Annotated in this window: 18 protein-coding genes; 7 read left to right on the top strand and 11 right to left on the bottom strand. The window is 70.3% G+C overall.

Annotated elements, in window-relative coordinates:
- Positions 1-7: 7 nt before the first annotated feature.
- On the top strand, positions 8-370 hold the full coding sequence (locus tag ABZ396_RS34355; RefSeq protein WP_359186641.1) for a zinc ribbon domain-containing protein: 363 nt from the start codon (positions 8-10) through the stop codon (positions 368-370).
- On the opposite strand, the gene ABZ396_RS34350 is transcribed toward ABZ396_RS34355, so the two are convergent.
- The 6 genes from ABZ396_RS34350 to ABZ396_RS34325 all read right to left on the bottom strand — a co-directional run bounded on the left by ABZ396_RS34350 (position 367) and on the right by ABZ396_RS34325 (position 9,586).
- Positions 367-696 carry a UDP binding domain-containing protein gene (locus ABZ396_RS34350; protein ID WP_358915591.1) on the bottom strand — a complete coding sequence of 110 codons (330 nt, stop codon included), beginning with the start codon at positions 694-696 and terminating at the stop codon, positions 367-369. The two genes, ABZ396_RS34355 and ABZ396_RS34350, sit on opposite strands and share 4 nt — an antisense overlap.
- Positions 697-879: 183 nt before the next feature.
- Positions 880-3,273, bottom strand: coding sequence for a galactose oxidase-like domain-containing protein (locus tag ABZ396_RS34345; RefSeq protein ID WP_358915593.1), 2,394 nt, complete (start codon positions 3,271-3,273; stop codon positions 880-882).
- On the bottom strand, positions 3,270-4,442 hold the full coding sequence (locus ABZ396_RS34340) for a glycosyltransferase family 2 protein (RefSeq protein WP_358915595.1): 1,173 nt from the start codon (positions 4,440-4,442) through the stop codon (positions 3,270-3,272). Before ABZ396_RS34340 ends, ABZ396_RS34345 begins: the two co-directional genes overlap by 4 nt.
- Positions 4,439-6,079, bottom strand: a complete 1,641-nt coding sequence (locus ABZ396_RS34335; protein WP_358915597.1) for a glycosyltransferase family 39 protein — start codon at positions 6,077-6,079, stop codon at positions 4,439-4,441. Before ABZ396_RS34335 ends, ABZ396_RS34340 begins: the two co-directional genes overlap by 4 nt.
- Positions 6,076-7,344, bottom strand: coding sequence for a glycosyltransferase (locus tag ABZ396_RS34330; RefSeq protein WP_358915599.1), 1,269 nt, complete (start codon positions 7,342-7,344; stop codon positions 6,076-6,078). The genes ABZ396_RS34335 and ABZ396_RS34330 overlap by 4 nt, the downstream gene beginning before the upstream one ends.
- 214 nt (positions 7,345-7,558) lie before the next feature.
- Entirely contained in the window at positions 7,559-9,586 is a 2,028-nt protein-coding gene (locus ABZ396_RS34325; protein ID WP_358915601.1) for a thioredoxin domain-containing protein, read from the bottom strand.
- A gap of 228 nt (positions 9,587-9,814) precedes the next feature.
- Here ABZ396_RS34325 and ABZ396_RS34320 point away from each other — a divergent pair, with 228 nt between their 5' ends.
- Entirely contained in the window at positions 9,815-13,015 is a 3,201-nt protein-coding gene (locus ABZ396_RS34320) for a tetratricopeptide repeat protein (RefSeq protein WP_358915603.1), read from the top strand.
- Between the two features lie 6 nt (positions 13,016-13,021).
- Here ABZ396_RS34320 and ABZ396_RS34315 read toward each other — a convergent pair whose 3' ends face one another.
- Both ABZ396_RS34315 and mca read right to left on the bottom strand, forming a co-directional pair.
- Entirely contained in the window at positions 13,022-13,264 is a 243-nt protein-coding gene (locus ABZ396_RS34315) for a hypothetical protein (RefSeq protein ID WP_358915604.1), read from the bottom strand.
- Positions 13,257-14,138, bottom strand: a complete 882-nt coding sequence (gene mca / locus ABZ396_RS34310) for a mycothiol conjugate amidase Mca (RefSeq protein ID WP_358915606.1) — start codon at positions 14,136-14,138, stop codon at positions 13,257-13,259. The genes ABZ396_RS34315 and mca overlap by 8 nt, the downstream gene beginning before the upstream one ends.
- Before the next feature lie 137 nt (positions 14,139-14,275).
- Here mca and ABZ396_RS34305 point away from each other — a divergent pair, with 137 nt between their 5' ends.
- Positions 14,276-14,674, top strand: coding sequence for a DUF4307 domain-containing protein (locus ABZ396_RS34305; protein ID WP_358915607.1), 399 nt, complete (start codon positions 14,276-14,278; stop codon positions 14,672-14,674).
- Between the two features lie 168 nt (positions 14,675-14,842).
- Complete coding sequence (greA, locus tag ABZ396_RS34300) at positions 14,843-15,343, top strand: transcription elongation factor GreA (RefSeq protein WP_358915608.1); 501 nt, start codon at positions 14,843-14,845, stop codon at positions 15,341-15,343.
- Positions 15,344-15,440: 97 nt separating this feature from the next.
- Here the strand turns inward: greA and ABZ396_RS34295 are convergent, their stop codons facing one another.
- The 3 genes from ABZ396_RS34295 to ilvA all read right to left on the bottom strand — a co-directional run bounded on the left by ABZ396_RS34295 (position 15,441) and on the right by ilvA (position 18,753).
- Positions 15,441-16,292 carry an ABC transporter permease gene (locus tag ABZ396_RS34295; RefSeq protein ID WP_358915610.1) on the bottom strand — a complete coding sequence of 284 codons (852 nt, stop codon included), beginning with the start codon at positions 16,290-16,292 and terminating at the stop codon, positions 15,441-15,443.
- On the bottom strand, positions 16,289-17,308 hold the full coding sequence (locus ABZ396_RS34290; protein WP_358915612.1) for an ATP-binding cassette domain-containing protein: 1,020 nt from the start codon (positions 17,306-17,308) through the stop codon (positions 16,289-16,291). Before ABZ396_RS34290 ends, ABZ396_RS34295 begins: the two co-directional genes overlap by 4 nt.
- Before the next feature lie 215 nt (positions 17,309-17,523).
- Complete coding sequence (gene ilvA / locus ABZ396_RS34285) at positions 17,524-18,753, bottom strand: threonine ammonia-lyase (RefSeq protein WP_358915614.1); 1,230 nt, start codon at positions 18,751-18,753, stop codon at positions 17,524-17,526.
- 161 nt (positions 18,754-18,914) lie between these two features.
- On the opposite strand from ilvA, the gene ABZ396_RS34280 reads away from it, so the two are divergent.
- The 3 genes from ABZ396_RS34280 (at position 18,915) to ABZ396_RS34270 (ending at position 20,406) form a co-directional block, all read left to right on the top strand.
- The gene (locus ABZ396_RS34280; protein ID WP_358915908.1) at positions 18,915-19,415 is read left to right on the top strand and encodes a MarR family transcriptional regulator; all 501 of its coding nucleotides are present in this window, start codon (positions 18,915-18,917) and stop codon (positions 19,413-19,415) included.
- A gap of 239 nt (positions 19,416-19,654) precedes the next feature.
- Entirely contained in the window at positions 19,655-20,161 is a 507-nt protein-coding gene (locus tag ABZ396_RS34275) for a sigma factor-like helix-turn-helix DNA-binding protein (RefSeq protein WP_358915616.1), read from the top strand.
- Positions 20,158-20,406 (top strand): hypothetical protein, encoded by a 249-nt coding sequence (locus ABZ396_RS34270; protein ID WP_358915618.1) that lies wholly within the window; start codon positions 20,158-20,160, stop codon positions 20,404-20,406. Before ABZ396_RS34275 ends, ABZ396_RS34270 begins: the two co-directional genes overlap by 4 nt.
- The last annotated feature ends 2 nt before the right edge of the window (positions 20,407-20,408 follow it).

Here is a 20,408-nt window from a genome sequence, read left to right as displayed (position 1 = left end):
CAAGAACATCGCGCAGAAGCAGGGTCTGAACCGGGGCATCCTCGCCCAGGGCTGGGGCTCGCTGCGGCAGCGCACCGAGCACAAGGCCCCCGGCCGAGTCGAAGACGTTCCCGCCCCCTACACGAGTCTGCGGTGCAGCGCCCGCGGATGGATCGACAAAAACTCGCGCAAGAGCCAAGCCGAGTTCGCGTGTTCATCCTGCGGCTTCACCTGCAACGCGGACACCAACGCAGCAACCAACGTCGCGGCAGGACAGGGCGGGATTCCCCGCCCCCGGCGCTCAGCCGGTGCCGGAGGGCCAACACCGCCCACACGTCGGTCGAGTGTCCGTGAACCTAAGCCCGTATGGGCTGGAATCCCCCTCTTTTAAGAGGGGGAGGATGTCAAGGAGCCCATGACCTCCGGGTCGATCTCCCGGAACTGCGCCCACTCGGTCAGCAGCACCACGACGTCGGCGCCCGCGGCGGCCTGCAGCACATCGGTCCCGTACTCCAGCTCGGGGTGGACACGGCGGGCGTTGTCCATCGCCACCGGGTCGAAGACCGTCACCCGGGCACCCTCCCGGTGCAGCGTGGAGGCGACGTCCAGCGCCGGGGCGTCCCGGATGTCGTCGGAGTTGGGCTTGAAGGCCGCCCCGAGCGCGACCACCGTCGTCCCGGCGAGCTCACCGCCGACCAGCTCACGGACCAGGTCCACGGTGCGGGCCCGGCGGCGCTGGCAAATGGCGTGTTTCGGCACAACGAGCGGAAAGCGCGATGTATTCGAACATGCGCGCAGACGAAGGGCGCGCACCACGACCGCCCGTGGTACGCGCCCCGGTCCTCCAACGCCCCTGACTGAGGCGCCCCTTACGGCTATCGGCCTACGTCACCCTTCCGGCTAACGGCCGACGTCACCCCTCCCGCAGGCAACGCCGTCCCGATTCCGGTCGAGACCCAGCGGGTCGTCCTTGCCGTTGACCTTCAGCCGGCCGTACTGATTCTGCTTGAGCCACGCGCAGCGCGCCGCGGCCGTCTTCCTCACCTCACGCGGAAACGCGGTCGGCACGCACACGTTGACCGACCCGTAGTGCCGATCGCACCCGGAGATGGTCGTACTGACCGGCTGCGAGGCCCGCTTCTTCCTCCCCCCCGTGGTCTTCCCCGCGAGCGAGTCGGCGAAGGAGTGGACGTGCGCGGAGGCATCCCCCATCGCGGCCGGCCCCTGCAGGTGCACCCACTTGGCCACCGACGGCACCCCGTTCGCGTCGACCGCGAACAGCATGTACCAGCCGGGCGGGGCCAGATTGGGATTGCTGGTGACGTTGAGATCGACGTTGTTGCCGTCGACGGACAGCGGCAGATCGACGAACCGCTGGTTCGGATCGGAGGAGTGCGTGACCGCCGCCGGACGGATCAACTCCGCCTTGGCGACGGGCCGGTCGACGGTGATCCGCTGGGTGTCGCCGTACTTCCATTCCTGGTTGATGACCGAGGTGATGGCCGGCCGGGTGCCCTTGTACAGGTAGGGCGGGGTGTAGATGGACACGTTGTGGTTCCAGGTGCCGTTGCCCGGGTTGTCGCCGGTGGCCATGACCCGTCCGTCCGGCAGCAGGAACGCCGACGAATGGTAGCCGCGGGCCTCGGGGTCGGCGGCCACGGAGTCGAACGCGTTGGTGTCCGGGTCGTAGACCGACGACTCGTACACCGGGTTGGCGCGGTTGTGCAGCGCACCGCCCGTCTCAAGCACCTTGCCGTCCGGCAGCAGTACGGCGGAGACGTACATCTTGCCCTGGCTGCCGGTCTCGGCCACCGGCCCGTTGCCCAGGTCCACCGTGCCCTGCGGAAGGGGCGGCCCGGCGACGTACGACGGGTTCGGGTCCTTCAGATCGATGAGATCGGTCAGCCGGTTGGCATCCGGATTGGACTCGATGTTGCCGCCGCCCAGGGTGAGGACCTTCTGGTTCTGCGCCGGAGGCAGCAGCACGCTCGCCGACTGGTCGCGCTCGTCCTTGTTCCGGAGCCCCGGTATCTGGGTGATCGTGTTGGCGTTGTAGTCGTAGACCGCGGAACCGGTGCCCGGGATGTTGTTGCCGAAGACATGGCTGCCCGAGTAGAAGAGCCGCCCGTCCTGCATCAGGATCATCGACGGGTACAGCCCCCAGTACGACCAGGTCTGATGGACGTCCCCCAGACCCAGCCACTTCTGCTGGGCGTCCGACCAGTACTCCGCCGTCACCGAGCCCGACGAATCCTCCCGCAGCCCGCCGAAGGAGATGACGTCACCGTTGCCCAGTTCGGTCGCCGAGGGGTACCAGTGGCCGTCGTTGAGGTCGTTGGTCCTGCTGTAGGTCTCGGTGGCCGGGTCGAAGATGTACGAGTCCTTGTACCCCTCGTAGCCGTGCCCGCCCGCGACCGGATAGGCCTTGTTGCCGCTCATCACGAGCACCCGGCCGTCCTGCAACTGCACATGGCCCGAGCAGAACATGTCCTTCGGCGTCGGGATGACCTTGTACGTGCCGTCGGCCGGGTCGTACACCGCGCTGGTGAAGGTCCCCGCCGCGAAGTTCTCCTCGCTGTTGCCGGAGCCGGCGATCAGCAGCACCTTGCCGTTGCTGAGGACGACGGAGTGCATGGAGCGGACCGGGTTCCGGACCGGCAGCACCTGCCAACTTCCGTCCGCGCACTGGGCGTTGCTGCCCGTGCACTGACCCGGCGGCACGACGTCGGCCACCTGGTCCATGGTGTAGTCGTCCGTCGTCACCGAGCCCGTGCCGTACACCGAGACACCCCAGGTGATGCGGTCGGTACCGGCGGGGACCTCGGGCGTACGGACGGTCGCCCGGGTGTACGAGGACGCCATGTCCAGGGTCTTCAGGTCGGTCCAGTACTGCCAGCCTGCGGTGGTGTCGTGCCGGAACAGGGTGATCGCCGTGTCCGGGGTGGTCGACTTGTACCAGAGCGAGAGGTCGTACTGCTTGCCCGCCGTGACGACGGGCGCGCAGTCGGTCGACTCGGTGATCAGCGCCTTGCGGTCGCCGTCGACCCGCCGGGTCAGCGTCACCCGCATGGCGTGGGAGCCGGAGTGGGCGTCGGAGACGGTCGCGAAGCCGAAGTCGTTGTCCCCCCAGCCGGACTTCTCCCAGCAGTACGGCATGCCGTCGGTGCCGGCGGTCTCGAAGCCCGGGTTCTTGACGAGGTTGGCCGCCTCGGCGGGCTGCGGTGCGGTGAGCAGCAGTCCGGCGGTCAGGGCGCCCACCCCGGCCAGTGCCGTCCTGCGTCTGTACTGTTTCAAGCGGCTCTCCTTGCATCGGTCGTGCGGCGCGGGAGATAGACCAACGCCTCGGTCCCCGCGAAGCGCAGGACGAACGTCGTCACCAGGGCGAGCGCGGTGGCGGGCAGCGCGCCCATCCCGAACCGGCCGACGAACAGGGCGATCAGCGGGATGCGCAGCACCAGATCGGCGTTGGCGAGCAGCGCGAACCGGCCGGCCCGGTCCCACCAGCGGCGATGGGCCCGCCGGTCGCGGAACAGCAGGTGCTCGATGAGGACGAAGTTCCAGGCGACGCCGAGCTGGTTGGCGAGGATCTCGGCGGGCAGGTAGTGCAGGCCGAGCGCGGTCAGCGCCCACAGTCCGAGGAGGTTCGGCACGAAGCCGCTCAGGCCGATCAGCCCGAAGCCGACCAGGCGCGCGACCGGCGAGGCGGTGCGCAGGCCGGCCAGATGACGCAGGAAGCGCAGACCCTCCTGGGCGGTCGACTTGGACTCACCGGCGAACCGGTCCTGGAAGACGAAGGGGACCTCGGCCACCTCGCGCGGCCGGCTCCGGACGGCCAGCTCAAGGAGGATCTTGTAGCCGAGCGGCTTCAGCACGTCGGCCGTCACCGCACTGCGCCGGATCGCGAAGAAGCCGCTCATCGGGTCGCTGATGCCGTGCAGCCTGCGTGGGAACAGGGACTTGGTCAGCCAGGTCGCCCCGCGCGAGACGGCGACCCGGTAGCTGCCGGCGAGCCCGGCCCGGCTGCCGCCCTTGATGTACCGGGAGGCGACGACGAGCCCGGCGTTGCCCCGCTCCCCCGTGGCCACCAACTCCGGTACCAGGGACGGCGGATGCTGGCAGTCGCCGTCCATGACGACGATCCACTCGGAGGTGGCCGCCTTCAGCCCCTCCACGACGGCCCCGCCGAGCCCGCCCACCGGCTTCTCGCGGTGCAGTACCGCCACCGGGTACGGGCAGTCCTGCGCCGCCTGCCGGATGACCTCGGGGGTGTCGTCGGTGGAGTCGTCGACGAAGACGACCTCACAGGGCAGCCGCGCGGGCACCGACTCGGTGATCTGGTGCAGCAGCTGCCGTACGTTCCCGGACTCGTTGAAGGTCGGTACGACGATGGTGACGGCGCCCGGCTCCGCGACTTCCGTCGCTTCCAGTCCCGGCGCGGGGACGGTGTACTCGTGGCTGCTCAACGGGCACCCCCTGCGATCTGCCGGATCTCGATGCGGTCCTCGCCGGCACCGAAGGTGGCGACTGGGGCGGAGTGCTGGAGCGCGGCCCTGACGTTGGGCAGGTCGCGGGCGTCCCGCCGTACCGTCGGCGAGGCGACCACGTAGTCGAGGTCCTGCCAGCCGTGCGGCATGGTCCTGGTGACGGCCGGGTCGAGGTCGGCCTTGTAGAACCAGATGGCACCGAGGCCGGGCCGGTAGCCCTGGTGGACGAGGTCCAGCCAGAGCGCGTCGTCGACGAGGACACGGGTGCGGGCGGGGTCGGCGACCTGGGTGCCGAGCCAGTGCGAGGCCTTCCGGTAGGAGGCGTTGGCGTCGGCGGTGACGGCGGTGCGGTCACCGTCGTACCACTGCGGCACGGTGTACGCCCCGGCGGCCAGGGCGAGTACGGCGGCCAGCGCGTACCGGCCGTAGGTCACGGCCCGCTTCTCGCCCTCCCTGCGCCACCTGCGGAACACCGCGTGGGTGACGGAGGCGCCGGCCCCGGCCAGGACAAGAGCCAGGAAGGGCAGCGCGCCGATGACGTACATCGCGGGCAGATAGCCGTTGGGGCGCATGGCGACGGCGGCCAGGATCACCACGGTCAGCGCCGGTCCGGCCAGCGCGCGGGCGGTGACCGACCAGCGGTGGACGACCAGGAGCAGCAGGGCCGCGGCGAGACCGCCGACGGGCAGCACGCGGTCGTAGTACAGCCAGGAGTGCAGCACCCCGTACGAGCCGGACGAGGCGTCCAGGATGAAGCCGGAACCCGGCCTGGACATCTGGTACTTGATGCCGTCCCAGAGCGAGACATGGCCGGCGCCCGGCAGCAACTCGCCCTTGAGGAGGGCGAAGAGGGGGTACGACAGTCCGATCAGGGTGCAGGCGGTGACGGCGCCGGTGAGGGCGAACTTGCGGGTGTCGGCGTGGCCGTGGCGCCACATGGTGACCAGCAGCGCGGGCAGGACGACGATCATCGTCTCCTTGGTGAGCACGCCCGCGGCGGCCGCGAGGCCCGCCCCGAAGTGGTGCCAGAGATGGCGGCTGGGCGAGGCGGCGAGGCAGAAGGCCAGCAGCAGCCACATCACGGCGATGTTGTCGAGGAAGATCTCGCGCTGCAGGACGACGGAGAGCGGCGAGAGCCCGAACAGGGCCATACCGAGGCCGGCCGCCCAGCGGGGCAGCGAGAGACGGCGGCCGAGGACGTAGACGAGGACCGTGCTGGCACCGCTGACCAGCAGCATCGCCACGCGCATCGAGCCGACGGTCATCAGGCCGGGGTCGATGGCGGAGGGGATCCAGGTGAGCAGGGCTATCTGGATCCAGCCCAGCGGCGGGTGGTCGTACCAGTACGTGTAGTGGGCGAGGCCCCGGCCCTCCTGGACGGCCCAGGCCTGGGCGAGGTAGGTGCCCTCGTCGTCGCTGAGCGTCGGGTAGTCGGCGATGTTCCAGCCCTGCACCGCGACGATCGCGAGCAGCAGCGCACCGCACAGGAGCAGGTCGGCGCGGGAGGAACGGAGCCGGAGCGGCGGCGATGTACGACCGGTCGGACCTGTTTTCGGCACAGGTCGGCGCTGCGCGGGGACCTTCGGAGTGGTCACCGCGGGAAGGGTGGAGGTCACGCAGGAACGTCCTCTCGGATCGTCTCGGCCGCGGTGAGATGCGCGCCGACGTGAGTAGTCAATTCCCAGTCGTTCCGGCCGCGTTGTTCGCGCCACACGGCGCGCATCGCTGCTCCGGCGAGGAGGACCTGGTAGAAGGGGCCGCCGACGACGAGCTTCACGTAGTGGATGAAGCGGACGCGCAGCCCGTACTGCTTGCCGAAGTCGTGCAGACCGGCCACCTCGAAGACGAAGGTGACGGCGGCGGTGACGAGCGGCAGGAAGGTGAGGAAGGCGATGCCGACGGGGACGTCGAGGAAGAGGGCGACCGCCGCGTTCAGCGGGATGATGACGCCGGAGAACGCCTGCAGGAACGGCGTCATCAGCGTGTAGCGGGCGAGCAACCGCTGCCCGAAGCCGGGGAGTTGCTTCCAGTCCTGCTTCCGGTAGACCTGCAGGAACCCCTGGTTCCAGCGGGTGCGCTGCTTGAGCAGGGACATCAGGGAGCCCGGGGTCTCCTCCCGGGTCACCATGTCGGAGTCGTAGGCGACGACGACCTTCTTGCCGACGGACGACAGCCGTACGCCCAGGTCGCAGTCCTCGGCGAGGCAGTCGGGGTCCCAGCCTTCGGCTTCCCTGAGCACGGCCGTCCGTACGAAGACGGTGTTGCCGCCGAGCGGGATGAACCCCTTCTGCGCGTGCAGATGCAGCCGGGAGCGGAACCAGAAGAAGTACTCCAGGCAGTTGCGCAGGCTGTACCAGCTGGAGTGGAAGTTGATGAGCTGGACGCCGCCCTGGACGACGTCCGCCTCCGTGGTGCGGAAGGCGTGGTCGACGTGGGCGAGCAGTTCCGGGTGGACCTGGTCCTCGGCGTCGAAGACCCCGACGACATCGCCGCGGCAGTGCGGCAGCGCCGTGTTCATGGCCTTCGGCTTGTTCTTCTTCTCGTGGGTGTCGACGACGACCCGGACGCGCTTGTCGCGTGCGGCGGCCTTGTGCGCGACCGCCGTGGTCTCGGGGTCGTCGTGGCCGACGATGACGATGATCTCGAAGTCGGTGTGCGTGGACTCCAGCAGCCGCTGGATGGTGTGGTCGAGCACGGCCTGTTCGTGCCGCGCGGGCAGCAGCAGCGAGAAGGACAGATGCCCGCCCCCGTCAGGTCTGCCGAACCGGGTGGAAGCGAGCACCTCGGGCGTACGCCACGCGTGCATCTGCCACCACAGAGTGAAGGCCGCCATCCAGAACAACGCAAGCGATACGGCCGCGATGAAGACAGACGTCAGCAAGAGAAGATCCCCCCAGATCCCAAAGCCCCCTGTACGCGACGGTGAGTCACCACCGTCGCGTGTCTGTGGAGAGACTAGGGGGGATCTGTGAAGCGTGGCAGCCTTTCCGATAAAAAGCATGTTTCGGAACGGGCGTAGCGTAAGCGGTATCTATCCGAACAGACGCACAATTCCGGCCACTTGTTCTCCCGGCCTGCGCTTCCTCCCTGGGGTTTCAGCTGCTCAGTGCTGCTTTCAGCCGCTCCGGGTCGGTGGTCGGGGCATCGCAGGTAAAGTTGCGGCAGACGTACGCGGCCGCCTCCCCTCCGACGAGCGGCCGGCCGGCGAGAAGCGGAAACTCATCACTCTCCGGAGTCCCCTTAGCCACGACTGCCCCGGGAGCGATCCCCAGAAGCGCCGTGCGGTGCAGGGTGGTTGTGCGGTCGTCCTGCCCGTCGGGTCCGACGATCGCGACCTCACGCGGCCCGTCGACCAGCGCCTCGGCGACGGCGAGCCCCCACCCGACGAAGCGCGGCACCCGCGGGCCGAGCGTCTTGACGATGCCCAACGCCCGTTCCGCCGCGGTCCGATGAGGTTCCGACCCGGTGTGGGCCGCATAGCCGAGCAGCGCACCGGCGGCCGCGGTCCAGCCGGACGGCGTCGCGTTGTCGGTCGGGTCCTGCGGCCGGCGGATGAGCCGCTCGGCGTCGGAGGCGGTGTCGTAGAGGGCGCCGGTCTCCGGGTCGGTGAAATGGGCCAGGACATGGTCGAGCAACAGCCCGGCGAACTCCAGCCAGACACCCTCGCCGGTCACGGACGCGAGCGCCATGAAGCCGTCGGCGACATCGCCGTAGTCCTCCAGCACGCCCGCGTTGGCGCCGACCTGGCCGTCCCGGCTGGTGCGGGCGATCCGCGCGTGGTCGTCGAGATGCAGCCGTACGAGGAGATCGGCGGCGCCGGCGGCCGCCTCGACCAGGTCGGGGCGGTCGAAGTAGGCACCGGTCTCGGCGAGCGCGGCGATGGCGAGCCCGTTCCAGGCGGCGACGACCTTGTCGTCACGGCCGGGAGCGGGGCGTCGCGCTCTGGCGGCCAGGAGACGCTGCTTGACGGACGCGATCTTCTCGGCGTCGAACACGCTCTCCTGTTGCGGGAGTTGCAGGACGGACTGGCCGTGCTCGAAGGTACCGGCGTCGGTGACACCGAAGTACTGGGCGGCGAGTTCCGCGTCCTCGTCCAGAACTTCGCCGAGCTGCGCGGGCGTCCACACGTAGTACGCGCCCTCGACGTGCTTGCCGGTCCCGTCGTCGCTGTCCGCGTCGAAGGCGGAGGCGAACCCGCCCTCGTCGGTGCGCAGTTCGCGGACCATGAAGTCGGCGGTCTCCAGCGCGACCCGGCGGCCGAGTTCGGACCCGGTCGCACGCCACAGGTGGGCGTACGCGCGGCACAGCAGGGCGTTGTCGTACAGCATCTTCTCGAAGTGCGGCACGACCCAGTCGCGGTCGACGGAGTAGCGGGCGAAGCCACCGCCGAGCTGGTCGTAGAGGCCACCGCGAGCCATGCGCTCGCAGGTGTCCGCGGCCATCTGCAGCGCGCCTGCGGAACCGGTCCGGGCATGGTGCCGCAGCAGGAACTCGATGACCATGGACGGCGGGAACTTGGGTGCACCCCCGAACCCGCCGCGCTGCGGGTCGTACTCACGGGTGAGGCCGAGCAGGGCCTGGGCGAGTTCCTGCTCGCCGGGCGGCTGGGCGCCCTGGTGGCTGATCTCCCGCTGGGAGAGGTCCCGGACGATCTTCCCGGCGACCTCGGCGACCTCGTCCCGCCGGTCTGCCCAGGCGGCTCGGACACCCTCCAGGACCTGCCGGAAGGAGGGCATGCCATGGCGGGGGGCGGGCGGGAAGTAGGTGCCGAAGTAGAAGGGCTCGGCGTCGGGCGTGAGAAACACGGTCATGGGCCAGCCGCCCTGCCCGGTGGCGGCCTGCACGGCCTCCATGTAGACGGCGTCGACGTCCGGCCGCTCCTCGCGGTCGACCTTGATACTGACGAAGTGCTCGTTGAGGTAGTCGGCGGTGACCTGGTCCTCGAAGGACTCTTTGGCCATGACATGACACCAGTGGCAAGAGCTGTATCCGACGCTCAGCAGGACGGGTCTGTTCGTCTCGCGGGCCTGGTCGAAGGCCTCGGCCGACCAGGGCCGCCAGTCGACGGGGTTGTCGGCGTGCTGGAGGAGGTACGGGGACGTCTCATGGGCCAGTCGGTTCACCCTCCCACTCTCCCACGGGGTCGGTGCCGGGGCTGCGGGGCGACGCCCGGGCACACCTGACGGCTTCGGCGACAGCATCGTCGCGATCCTGGACGCCTGGTTCGACATGACGGGGCGAGCCGGCTCCGCCGGGGTGACAGCCGCTGAAGAGATCCGGCCCTCTCGCAACTTCGCTCTCCGCCAAGGACACTCATAGGCAATGGAGTTGCCGCTGGAGGGGGACGGGACATGCGGGACGCCCACCGGGCGGAAGCCGACCGGCTGCTGGTACAGGCCGTGGAGGAGGAGGTCCGCCGGTCCGGCGGCCGCGTCGACGGACAGCTGCTGCTGTCACGGGCACGCGGCGGCCTGGACACGATGGCACAGAGCGCCGCCGAGGAGTACGACACCTACACCCACGCCCTCGACGAGACGGAGGCGGGCCGGCAGAGCTTCGGCCAGCGCTACGCCAGAGAGGGCGCCGGAACGCCCCTGCTGGTCGCGGCCGTCGCGGCGGTCGCCGCCACCGTCGCCGACCTCTCCCTGGGTACCGGCACCGGTACGGCGCTCGGCGCGGGCGTGACCGTCGCAGTGATCGGCGCGGCCGCCACGGTCGTCAAGGTCGCCGGTGCCCATCTCCCCGCCGCTCATCACCGCGCCGGCGCGGCCGGCCAGCCCGGCGGTCCCGAGCAGCTGCGTCTGCAGTGGCTGACCGCGCTGGAGGTGCGGGGCATCCGTCCGTTCCTCGATCAGCAGCGGGTGCTCAGCGCGTCCACGGGACCGAAGAAGAAGGGCCCGGGGCTGCGCGGCGCGGACAAGAGCGCGGCGGCCCGCAGGCGTACGGTGCTGCAGCAGTCGTTCGGTCAGCTGCCCGACCCGGACGGCCCGTTCGCCGGCCGCCATCAGGAGCTGGCGCGGATCCGGCAGTGGGCGCAGGCGGCGCGGGCGACCTCGGAGACCCGTCCGACGGTCGTCGTCCTTTACGGGGAGCCCGGCTCCGGCCGTACGGCCCTCGCGATCCGTGCCACCCACGATCTGAAGGACCTCTTCCGGGGTGCGGTCGTGGTGGATCTGCGCGGCGACAGCCGGGGCGAGCCGCCGTTGCCCACCCGGGACGCGCTGCTGCATCTGCTCAACCGGCTGGGCGCGCCGCGCGAACAGCTGCTGTTCCGTGAGCGTTCCTCGCCCGACCAGCAGGTCAAGCGGCTCAGTGAGCTGTACCACCAGCACCTCACGGGTCTTCCGGTCACGATCGTGCTGGACGACGCCTCGGATGCCGAGCAGGTGCGCACGCTGATCCCGGAGCGGTCCGACAGCCTGGTCCTGGTCACCGCCCGGGAGCCGCTCGATCTGCCCGCGGACCTGCCTGCCTGGGTGCACCAGCTCCCGGTGACGGCGCTGGACGCCGCGGGCGCGGAGGAGCTGCTGGACGCGGCGGCGCAGGACACGTCGGGTCCGTACGACGCGCAGTCCGCGGAGCGGATCCGGGAGTTGTGCGGCGGGCTGCCGCTGGCGCTGCGGGTGGCGGGCTCGTCGCTGGGCTCGCGTTCGCCGCTCCAGCTGGCGACGGATCTCGGCGCGTACGGTCCGGTCGAGCCGGTGGAGCGGGTCCTGTGGCTGCGCTACACCGACCAGTCGGAGACCGGGCGCCGCCTGCTGAGAAGGCTGGCGCTGGCGGGCCGGGCCTCGCTCGGCGCGGCGGCCGCGGCCGCCCTGCTGGCCACCGACGAGGCGGAGGCGACCCGCCATCTGGTCGCGCTCGCGCAGGCAGGCCTGATCGACCATGTCCGGGGCAGCCGCTACCGTCTGCACGACCTGGTCCGCTCCTTCGCCCAAGCCCGCCTCACCGACGAGGAGGAGCCGGCCGACCGCACGGCAGCGCAGGAGCGGCTGATCGTCAACTACGGGGAGCTCGCCGACTCCGTACTGCGCCTGGTGGACGGCAACATGTCCACCCGTTCGGACCGGTTCAGCCCGCACGGCTTCACGTCCCTCGACGAGGCGCTGCGCTGGCTGGACGACGAGTCGAGCTTCATCACGGCGGCGCTCCGGCATGCGGAGGGCGTCGACCAGGCGGCCGTACAGAACCTTCTGGGCGCCCTGTGCGACTACTGTCTGCTGCGCGGCGACCTCTACCGGCTCGGTGAGATCAGCGAGTTGGCGCAGGCGGTGGACCAGGGCCTGCTGGTGCGTTCGGTGCAGTGGCGTACCGGTATCGCGGCCCGTCACCTGGGCGAACTGGACAAGGCCCGCACCACCCTCACCTCGGTCGTCGACCTCTACCTGGAGGCGCATCACGACGCCGGCGCGGCCCGTGCCCTGTGCTCCCTCGGGATCACCCTGCACCACCAGGGCAACCTCACCGAGGCGGCGGCCAAGCTCCAGGAGGCCCTGGATCTCCAGGCGGCTCCGCAGCTGGCGACCGACCGGGCCTGGACGATGCACGCGCTCGCGGCGGTGCAGCGCGACCGCGCCCGGCTGCCGGAGGCGTCGGACCTGCTCACCCGCTCGCTCGTGCTGCACCGGGAGGGCGGTTCGGTGCACGGCGAGGCCTGGGCGCACTTCCAGCTCGGCCAGCTGGCGCTGCGGATGGGCGACGTGCCGCGTGCGGAGCGGGAGCTGGGAGCGGCACTGGAGCGCTACGGCCGTACGCGCGATGCCCGTGGCGAGGCCTGGGCGCTGACCCAGCTGGCGCGTGCCCGGCTGGTGGACGGTGACGCGTCCCCTGCGGTCGACGGCCTGCGCCAGGCGGCGGCCCGGCACCGTGAGAACGAGGACGCGCGCGGTGAGGCCTGGACGGTGTACTACCTGGGCCAGGCCCTGGAGGAGACCGGCACCCTGGACCAGGCGGTCCGTGAGCTGGAGCGCTCGCGCACGATGTTCTCCCGGATGCGGGACGTCTACGGTCTGGCCTGTGCCCGTCATCACTCGGCCCGCGTGACCCGCGACCAGCGGGCGGCCCAGACCGGCTCGCTCCGCAACTCGGGGTTCGCCCGTCAGCTCCTCGTCGACGCCCGCGCCGACTTCCAGCGCATCGGTGTCGTCCACGGCGAGGCATGGAGCGGTCTGGAGCTGGCAGTGGTGGACGCCGGCAACACCCGCACCCAGCAGGCCCTGGCCCTGTGCGACGAGGCGATCACCCTGTTCACGTCGTACGGCGACCGCCGCGGCGAGGACTGGGCTCGCTTTCTGCGCTGCACCCTGCTCCCCTACGCCGCACCCGGCGGCGTGGAGGTGGGCACCGCGGTCGCCCAGGAGGACCTGGCCCAGCTCTCCCGGACGGCCCACCCCCTGCGCGACGAGAAGCTGACCGAGTACGTCACGGCGTACGGCCTGTTCCTGGACCGCGGGGTGAGCCTGGAGTCCGGCTGGCAGGCGTGGCGTCTGGGCATGGTCCCCAGCCGGCACGCCCGGGAGGTGATGGGGGTGCCGGTGCCGGGTGAGGCGTGAGCGGGGTCAGCCCCGCTGTGCCCCGGAGTCGGCCGTGGGAGTGCCCGTGTCCGCCTTGGCGTCCGGGGACTCCTTGAAGTCGACCTTCCGCATGTGCTTGTTCATGGACTTCATCAGGCCCCAGACGGCCACGGCCATCACCGCGAAGACGATGAAGCCGAGGACGCCGGGGGTGACCTTGTTCTCGTCGACCTCCTTGGCGAGGGGGACGAGGTGCGTCAGTGCCAGGCTTGCGCTCATGTCAGGCATTGTCGCGGATGCCCGCAAAGAGGTCGTCCTCGGGGAGGGAGGTATCGACGAGCGACTTCGCGAGCTCGTACTCCTCGGTCGGCCAGACCTCCTTCTGGAGGTCCATCGGGACCTTGAACCAGCCGCCGTCGGGGTCGATCTGCGTGGCGTGGGCGATCAGTGCCTTGTCGCGGATCTCGAAGAAGTCCGCGCACGGGATGTGCGTGGTCAGGGTGCGCTCGGTGCGCTCGAACTCGCTCCACCGCTTCAGCCAGTCCCCGTACGGCGACTCCAGGCCGCGCTCCAGCAACGCGTTGTGCAGCGCCTCGGTGCGGGGGCGGTTGAAGCCCTGGTTGTAGTAGAGCTTCTGCGCCTGGTGGGCGGGGCCGAACTCGCTCTCGGGGTACTTCTCGGGGTCGGCCGCGCCTTCGAAGGCCACCATCGAGATCTTGTGGGTCATGATGTGGTCGGGGTGCGGGTAGCCGCCGTTCTCGTCGTAGGTGGTGATCACCTGCGGGCGGAACGCGCGGATCCTGCGCACCAGCTCGCCGGCCGCCTTGTCGACGTCCTCCAGGGCGAAGCAGCCCTCGGGGAGCGGCGGCAGCGGGTCGCCCTCGGGCAGGCCGGAGTCGACGAAGCCGAGCCAGTCCTGCTTGACGCCGAGGATCTCGCGGGCCTCGTCCATCTCCTTCTTGCGTACCTCGTGGATGTGCTCCTCGATGTACTCGTCGCCCTGCAGCTTGGGATTGAGGATGGAGCCGCGCTCCCCGCCCGTGCAGGTCACGACCAGCACGTCCACCCCCTCGGACACGTACTTCGCCATCGTGGCCGCGCCCTTGCTCGACTCGTCGTCGGGGTGGGCGTGGACGGCCATCAGTCGCAACTGGTCAGTCAAGACTCAATCCTCAGTAAGTCGGCGCCCCGGTGTCTTCGGGTGCGATCGGCGCTTCTATAGTGACCGACTCGGGGGACGAATAATTCCAGGGTCCGGGTCTTGCCGGGTCCGGGGTGGTTCTTGCCGGGAGGACGATCATGAGTACCGCGAGCACGCGGCTGCCCGAGGGCCGCTACGGCAGCTCCTCGGACGAGCACGCCGACCGCAGACTCAAGGTCGCCGGCGCCGTCCTCGGTGCCCTGCTGCTCGCGCTGGTCGGCTATTTCGCCTACCACTATGTCGTGAAGAGCGAGATCAGCGCCCAGGTCGTCGCCTTCGACGCCTCGGACGGCGCGGTCAAGGTGCATCTGGAGGTCCACAAGGCCTCCGGCTCCGCCGGCTACTGCACGCTGCGTTCCCAGGGGGCGGACGGCTCCGAGGTGGGCCGGGCGGACTTCCGCTTCACCGGTTCCGCGACCCGGATCGACCGGGTGGTCACGCTCCGTACGACGGCCCGGGGCACCACGGCGGAGCTGCTCGGCTGCCACGCCGACTGACGTCAGCCGGAATACGTAGGCGCTGACCTGCGTTGACATAATTCTCATGGCTTATGTCCTCCCCCTTCCGCCGTTGAATTGTTAGGCTCGTGGTTTCGCCCATCCATGAAGGACCATGCTTCGGGGTAGGGCGATGCTTTGTATTCCCAGTACCGACGAGGAGCACCTGTGACCCAGACCAGCGAGAACGTCACCTGGCTGACCCAGGAGGCGTACAACCAGCTCAAGGCCGAGCTGGAGTACCTGTCTGGTCCTGCGCGCACGGAGATCGCCGCCAAGATCGCGGCCGCGCGCGAGGAGGGCGACCTGCGCGAGAACGGCGGGTACCACGCGGCCAAGGAGGAGCAGGGCAAGCAGGAGCTCCGTGTGCGCCAGCTGACCCAGCTTCTGGAGAACGCCAAGGTCGGCGAGGCTCCGACCTCCGCGGACGGCGCCGTAGCGCCCGGCATGGTGGTGACCATCGCCTTCGACGGTGACGAGGGCGACACCATGACGTTCCTCCTGGCCTCGCGTGAATACGCGAGCGCCGACATCGAGACCTACTCCCCGCAGTCCCCCCTGGGCACCGGTGTCATCGGCCACAAGGTGGGCGAGGACGCGGAGTACGAACTGCCGAACGGCAAGAAGGCCTCGGTGAAGATCCTCAAGGCCGAGCCCTACTCCGGCTGACGCGAACAGACACCAGCCCCCGGCGTCCGTGTGACGCCGGGGGCCTTGTCATTGATCTGCGTGACGCGGTGATGGCTGCGTAGCGGTCATGGCTGCGTCACGCGGTGGCCGAACGGTACTTGCGGACCGCGAGCGTCCGGAAGACCAGGATGATCACGACCGACCAGATTAGTGAGGCCCAGACGGGGTGCTGCATGGGCCAGGCGCCGGACGCGCTGAAGCCCGGAGGAAGATTGCCGAACAGCTCGCGGCTGGCCTGCACGGTGGCGCTGAACGGGTTCCACTCCGCGATGTGGCGCAGGAAGGCCGGCATCTGGTTCGCGTCCACGAACGCGTTCGAGATGAACGTCAGCGGAAACAGCCAGATCAGACCGCCCGAGGTCGCCGCTTCCGGGGTGCGCACGGACAGGCCGATGAGCGCGCCGATCCAGGAGAACGCGTAGCCGAGCAGCAGGAGCAGGGCGAATCCGGCGAGCACCTTGCCGAGGTTCTCGTGTGTGCGCCAGCCGACGATCAGGGCGACGACCGCCAGCACGACGAGGGTGAGCGCGGTCTGCACCAGGTCGGCGATGGTACGGCCGGTCAGCACCGCACCACGCGCCATGGGCAGCGACCGGAAGCGGTCGATGAGGCCCTTGTGCATGTCGTCGGCGATGCCCGCTCCCGCTCCCGCGGTGGCGAAGGTCACCGTCTGCGCGAAGATGCCGGCCATCAGGAACTCACGGTAGGCCTGGGTGGAGGTGGAGGAGCCGACCTTGATCGAGCCGCCGAACACGTAGGTGAACAGCACCACGAACATGATGGGCTGGATGAGCCCGAAGATGAGCATCTCGGGGATCCGGGACATCCGGATCAGGTTGCGCTTCGCGACCACCATCGAGTCGCGGAAGGACTGGCTGAGGGCGTTGCCGGGGGCGGCTACCCGCACGGTGTCGCTGACGGCACTCACTTCACGGTCTCCTTGCGGCTGTCCTTGCGGGTGTCCTTCTGGCCCTGCTCGGCGTCCTCGGCGTCCCCGGTCTTCTCCTCGGCCGTGTGTCCGGTCAGGGACAGGAAGACGTCGTCGAGGGTGGGGCGGCGCAGGGCGATGTCGTCGATCTCGATGCCCCGGGTGTCCAGCTCGCGGATGACCTCGGCCAGCAGCTTGGCGCCGCCGGTGACGGGGACGGTGAGCTTGCGGGTGTGCTCCTCGACGGTGGTGTCGCCCTTGCCGAAGCCCTGCAGCACCTCGGCGGCGGTCCGGATGTGGTCCCGCTGGTGCACCACGACCTCGACGCGCTCGCCGCCGGTGCGGGCCTTGAGCTGGTCGGAGGTGCCCTGGGCGATGACCCGGCCATGGTCGACGACCGCGATGTCATGGGCCAGGTGGTCGGCCTCTTCCAGGTACTGGGTGGTGAGCAGCAGCGTCGTACCGCCGGAGACGAGCTGTTTGATGACCTCCCACAGTTGCTGGCGGTTGCGGGGGTCGAGGCCGGTCGTCGGTTCGTCCATGAACATGACGGGCGGCGAGACGACCAGGGCGGCGGCGAGGTCGAGGCGGCGGCGCATGCCTCCGGAGTAGGTCTTGGTGGGGCGGTCGGCTGCGTCGGCGAGGTGGAACTGCTCCAGCAGTTCGACCGCGCGGTCCTTGGCCTGCTTCGCCCGCATCTGGTAGAGCCGGCCGACCATCTGCAGGTTCTCGCGGCCGGTGAGGTATTCGTCGACCGCCGCGAACTGTCCGGACAGGCCGATGGAGCGGCGTACGTCGTCCGGTTGCTTGACCACGTCCATGCCCGCGACGACCGCCCTGCCGCTGTCGGGGCGGAGCAGGGTCGTCAGACAGCGGACGGTCGTCGTCTTGCCCGCGCCGTTCGGCCCGAGCAGTCCGAGGACCGTGCCTTCTGGGACATCGAGGTCGACGCCGTCCAAGGCCCTTACGTCACCGAAGGTCTTGACCAGGCCTTCGGCATAGATGGCGCCTGGCATATCAGTCTCCACGTCGTCGGGGGTGCTTCGAAAAAGGCTAGGTATGTGCGCAGCGGCCCGCCTATGGTTTTCGCCGGTGCGACGGCAGGCGGGCGCAATCGTGACCACGCGACACACCATAACGCGATGTATCGCGTCAGTCGACAGATTTCCCCGAACGAGTGAATGAACAGGTCCTGACCTCGCCGGTTCCCGCGAGGAGCGGCCGCCCCGTCTCAGTCGATGACCGTGTAACCGGCCTCGCGCAGCACCTGCCGGACCTCGGTGCAGTGCACGGGCCCCATGGTCTCGAGGTGCAGCTCGACCTCCGCCTCCGAGAGCCCGAGCCGGGGGTCGGTCCGGACGTGGCTCACGTCCAGGACGTTGGCGTCGACCGCCGACAACACCCCGAGGAGGGTGGCGAGGGCGCCCGGCCGGTCGGTCAGCCGCAGCCGTACGGCCAGGTAGCGGCCCTGCGCGGACATGCCGTGCCGCAGCAACCGCTGCATCAGCACCGGATCGACGTTGCCGCCGGACAGCACGGCGACGACCGGTCCGGCGAAGGTGCCGGGCTCGGCGAGCAGCGCGGCGACCGGGGCGGCGCCGGCCGGTTCCACGACCAGCTTGGCCCGCTCCAGGCACAGCAGCAGCGCGGCGGAGAGCCGGTCCTCGCCGACCGTGCGGACCTCGTCGACCAGTTCCTCGACAAGCGCGAACGGCACCTCACCGGGCCGCCCGACCTTGATGCCGTCGGCCATGGTCACCGGGTTTCGCACCGAGACCGGGCGCCCGGCCGCGAGTGAGGGCGGATACGCGGCCGCGCCCTCCGCCTGGACCCCGACGATCCGTACGTCCGGCCTGATCGCCTTCACCGCGACGGCGATCCCGGCCGCGAGCCCGCCGCCGCCGATACCGACGACGATCGTGCCGACCTCCGGGCACTGGTCCAGGATCTCCAGACCGACCGTGCCCTGACCTGCGATGACGTCGGGGTGGTCGAAGGGGTGGATGAACACCGCGCCGGTCTCGGCCGCGTACTCCTGGGCGGCGGCCAGCGTCTCGTCGACCACCTGGCCGTGCAGCCGTACCTCCGCGCCGTACTCCCGGGTGGCGCTGATCTTGGGCAGCGGGGCGCCCTTGGGCATGAACACCGTGGCGTGCACGCCAAGCAGTGCGGAGGCCAGTGCCACGCCCTGGGCGTGGTTCCCGGCGCTGGCGGCCACGACCCCGGCGGCGCGCTCCTCGGGCAGCAGCCCGGCGATGCGCACGTAGGCGCCGCGCAGCTTGAACGAACCGGTCCGCTGGAGGTTCTCGCACTTGAGGTGCACCGGCGAGCCGACCAGCTGGGACAGGTGCCTGCTGCTCTCCATCGCGGTCACCCGCGCCACGCCCGTGAGCATCTTCTGAGCGCCGCGTACGTCGTCGAGGGTGACGGGGCGCAAGGAGTCAGCCGTGCTGTAGCTCATGACCCAAGTCTCGCAGTTCACAGGCCGAAGCCTCGGGTGTGACCAAGCTCCGAGACCGGTTTGCGCAGCGCCGGTACGGCTCGCCCCCCGTCCGCGTACTCTGTCCCCCACACCAGCACTCTTCATGAAGTGAGCCTCCGGCCATGCCCACAACACCTGAAATGTCGATGGACATGACGACCGTCGGTGACACCGGCCTCCTCGACACGCTGCAGCACGAGGTGGCGGTGTTCGCCCGCCGTGCCGAACAGACCCGCCTCGGCGGCGTCGGGCAGGTGCGCAACTCCATGGACCGCGCCGCGTATCTGCTGCTCAACCGCCTCGACAAGGAAGGCCCCATGGGGGTCAAGGCGCTCGCCGCGAGCATGGGGATCGACTCCTCCACGGTCACCCGGCAGGTGGCTCCGCTGGTCGACACCGGGCTCGTCAAGCGCACCTCGCACCCCGAGGACGGGCGGGCCGTGGTGCTCCAGCTGTCCCCGCGCGGGCTCTCACGGCTGGACGAAGTGCGTTCGTCACGGCGTCAGTTGATGGCGGAGTTGACGCAGGACTGGGAGCCGGAGGAGCGCGAGACGTTCTGCGCGCTGCTCACGCGCTTCAACAGCGCCCTGTCCGCGCGGATGGCCGTCCAGCCGGACACGGACACCCCGCCGGCCTCCTGACCCCTGGCCGGACGCCTCCACTCGTCGGCTCCCTCGTCGGCCTCCCGGACACAGCCGCCGAGCGCGGACAGCCGCCCAGCGCGGACACCCGCCGACCTCCCGCCCCCCGCGTCCGGCACACGTGCGTGTCGCCCGGCTCTTGACCGCGGGGCCACCCCTGGCCTCATATGAGACCTGGCCCCCGTCGTATCCGCGTCCGGGTCCCGGACGCGGTGGGGCCCCGCAGACGGGGAGGCACGGTGCGCGAGCGGCAGGCGTTGCACGACGCCCGCCGGGCCCGGGAGTTCGAGGCGTTCGTCGCGGGCGCGGCGGGACGGCTGCTGCATGCCGCGACCCTGCTCACCGCCGAAGCCCCGGACGCCTGCCCACGCGCGCGACGCCTGCTGACCCTCGCGCTCGCGCACACGTACGCGTGCTGGGACCGGCCGCACGGTGAGGACCCGTACGACCGGGCCCGCCAGCACCTCGCCCTGCGCTTCGCGAACTCCGCCTGGCACCAGTACGGCGGCCCGCTGAGCCGCACCCGCCCGCACCCGCGCAGCGCCCTCGCCGACCTCACGCCCCAGGAACGCCTGATCCTGGTGCTGCGGCTGTACGAGGGGGTCGCCGAGGAGCAGACGGCGGCGCTGCTCGGCCTGCCCACGGACCGGGTGCACGCCATCTGCGACCGGGCGACCGCCACCCTGCTGCACCCGCCCGAAAGGGCGGCGCCGACGGTGAGGGGCGCGAAGGTGGTGCCGTCGTGAACCGCACCGAACGCGAGGCCGCCGCCCGGCGGATCATGGAGCGGAAACCGCCACCGGTGCCACCCGACCTCTACGGCGAGGTGCTGCGCCGGGGCGGCCGCATGCTGCGCCGCAGGCGCACGGCCCGCCGCGCGCTGTGGCTGCTGCTGTGCGCGGCGGCGGTGGCGTTCACCGTGTGGGCGGTTCTGGTCCGGCCATGGGCGCAGCCGCCGTCCACGACGACTCCGCCCATCGTCGGCTGGTGAAC

Origin of the sequence: Streptomyces sp. NPDC005866 (assembly GCF_040629895.1) — a bacterium.
In the GTDB taxonomy this organism is placed as follows: domain Bacteria; phylum Actinomycetota; class Actinomycetes; order Streptomycetales; family Streptomycetaceae; genus Streptomyces.
The sequence above is the reverse complement of the archived record's forward strand: the minus strand, read 5'-3'. Positions and strand labels throughout refer to the sequence as shown.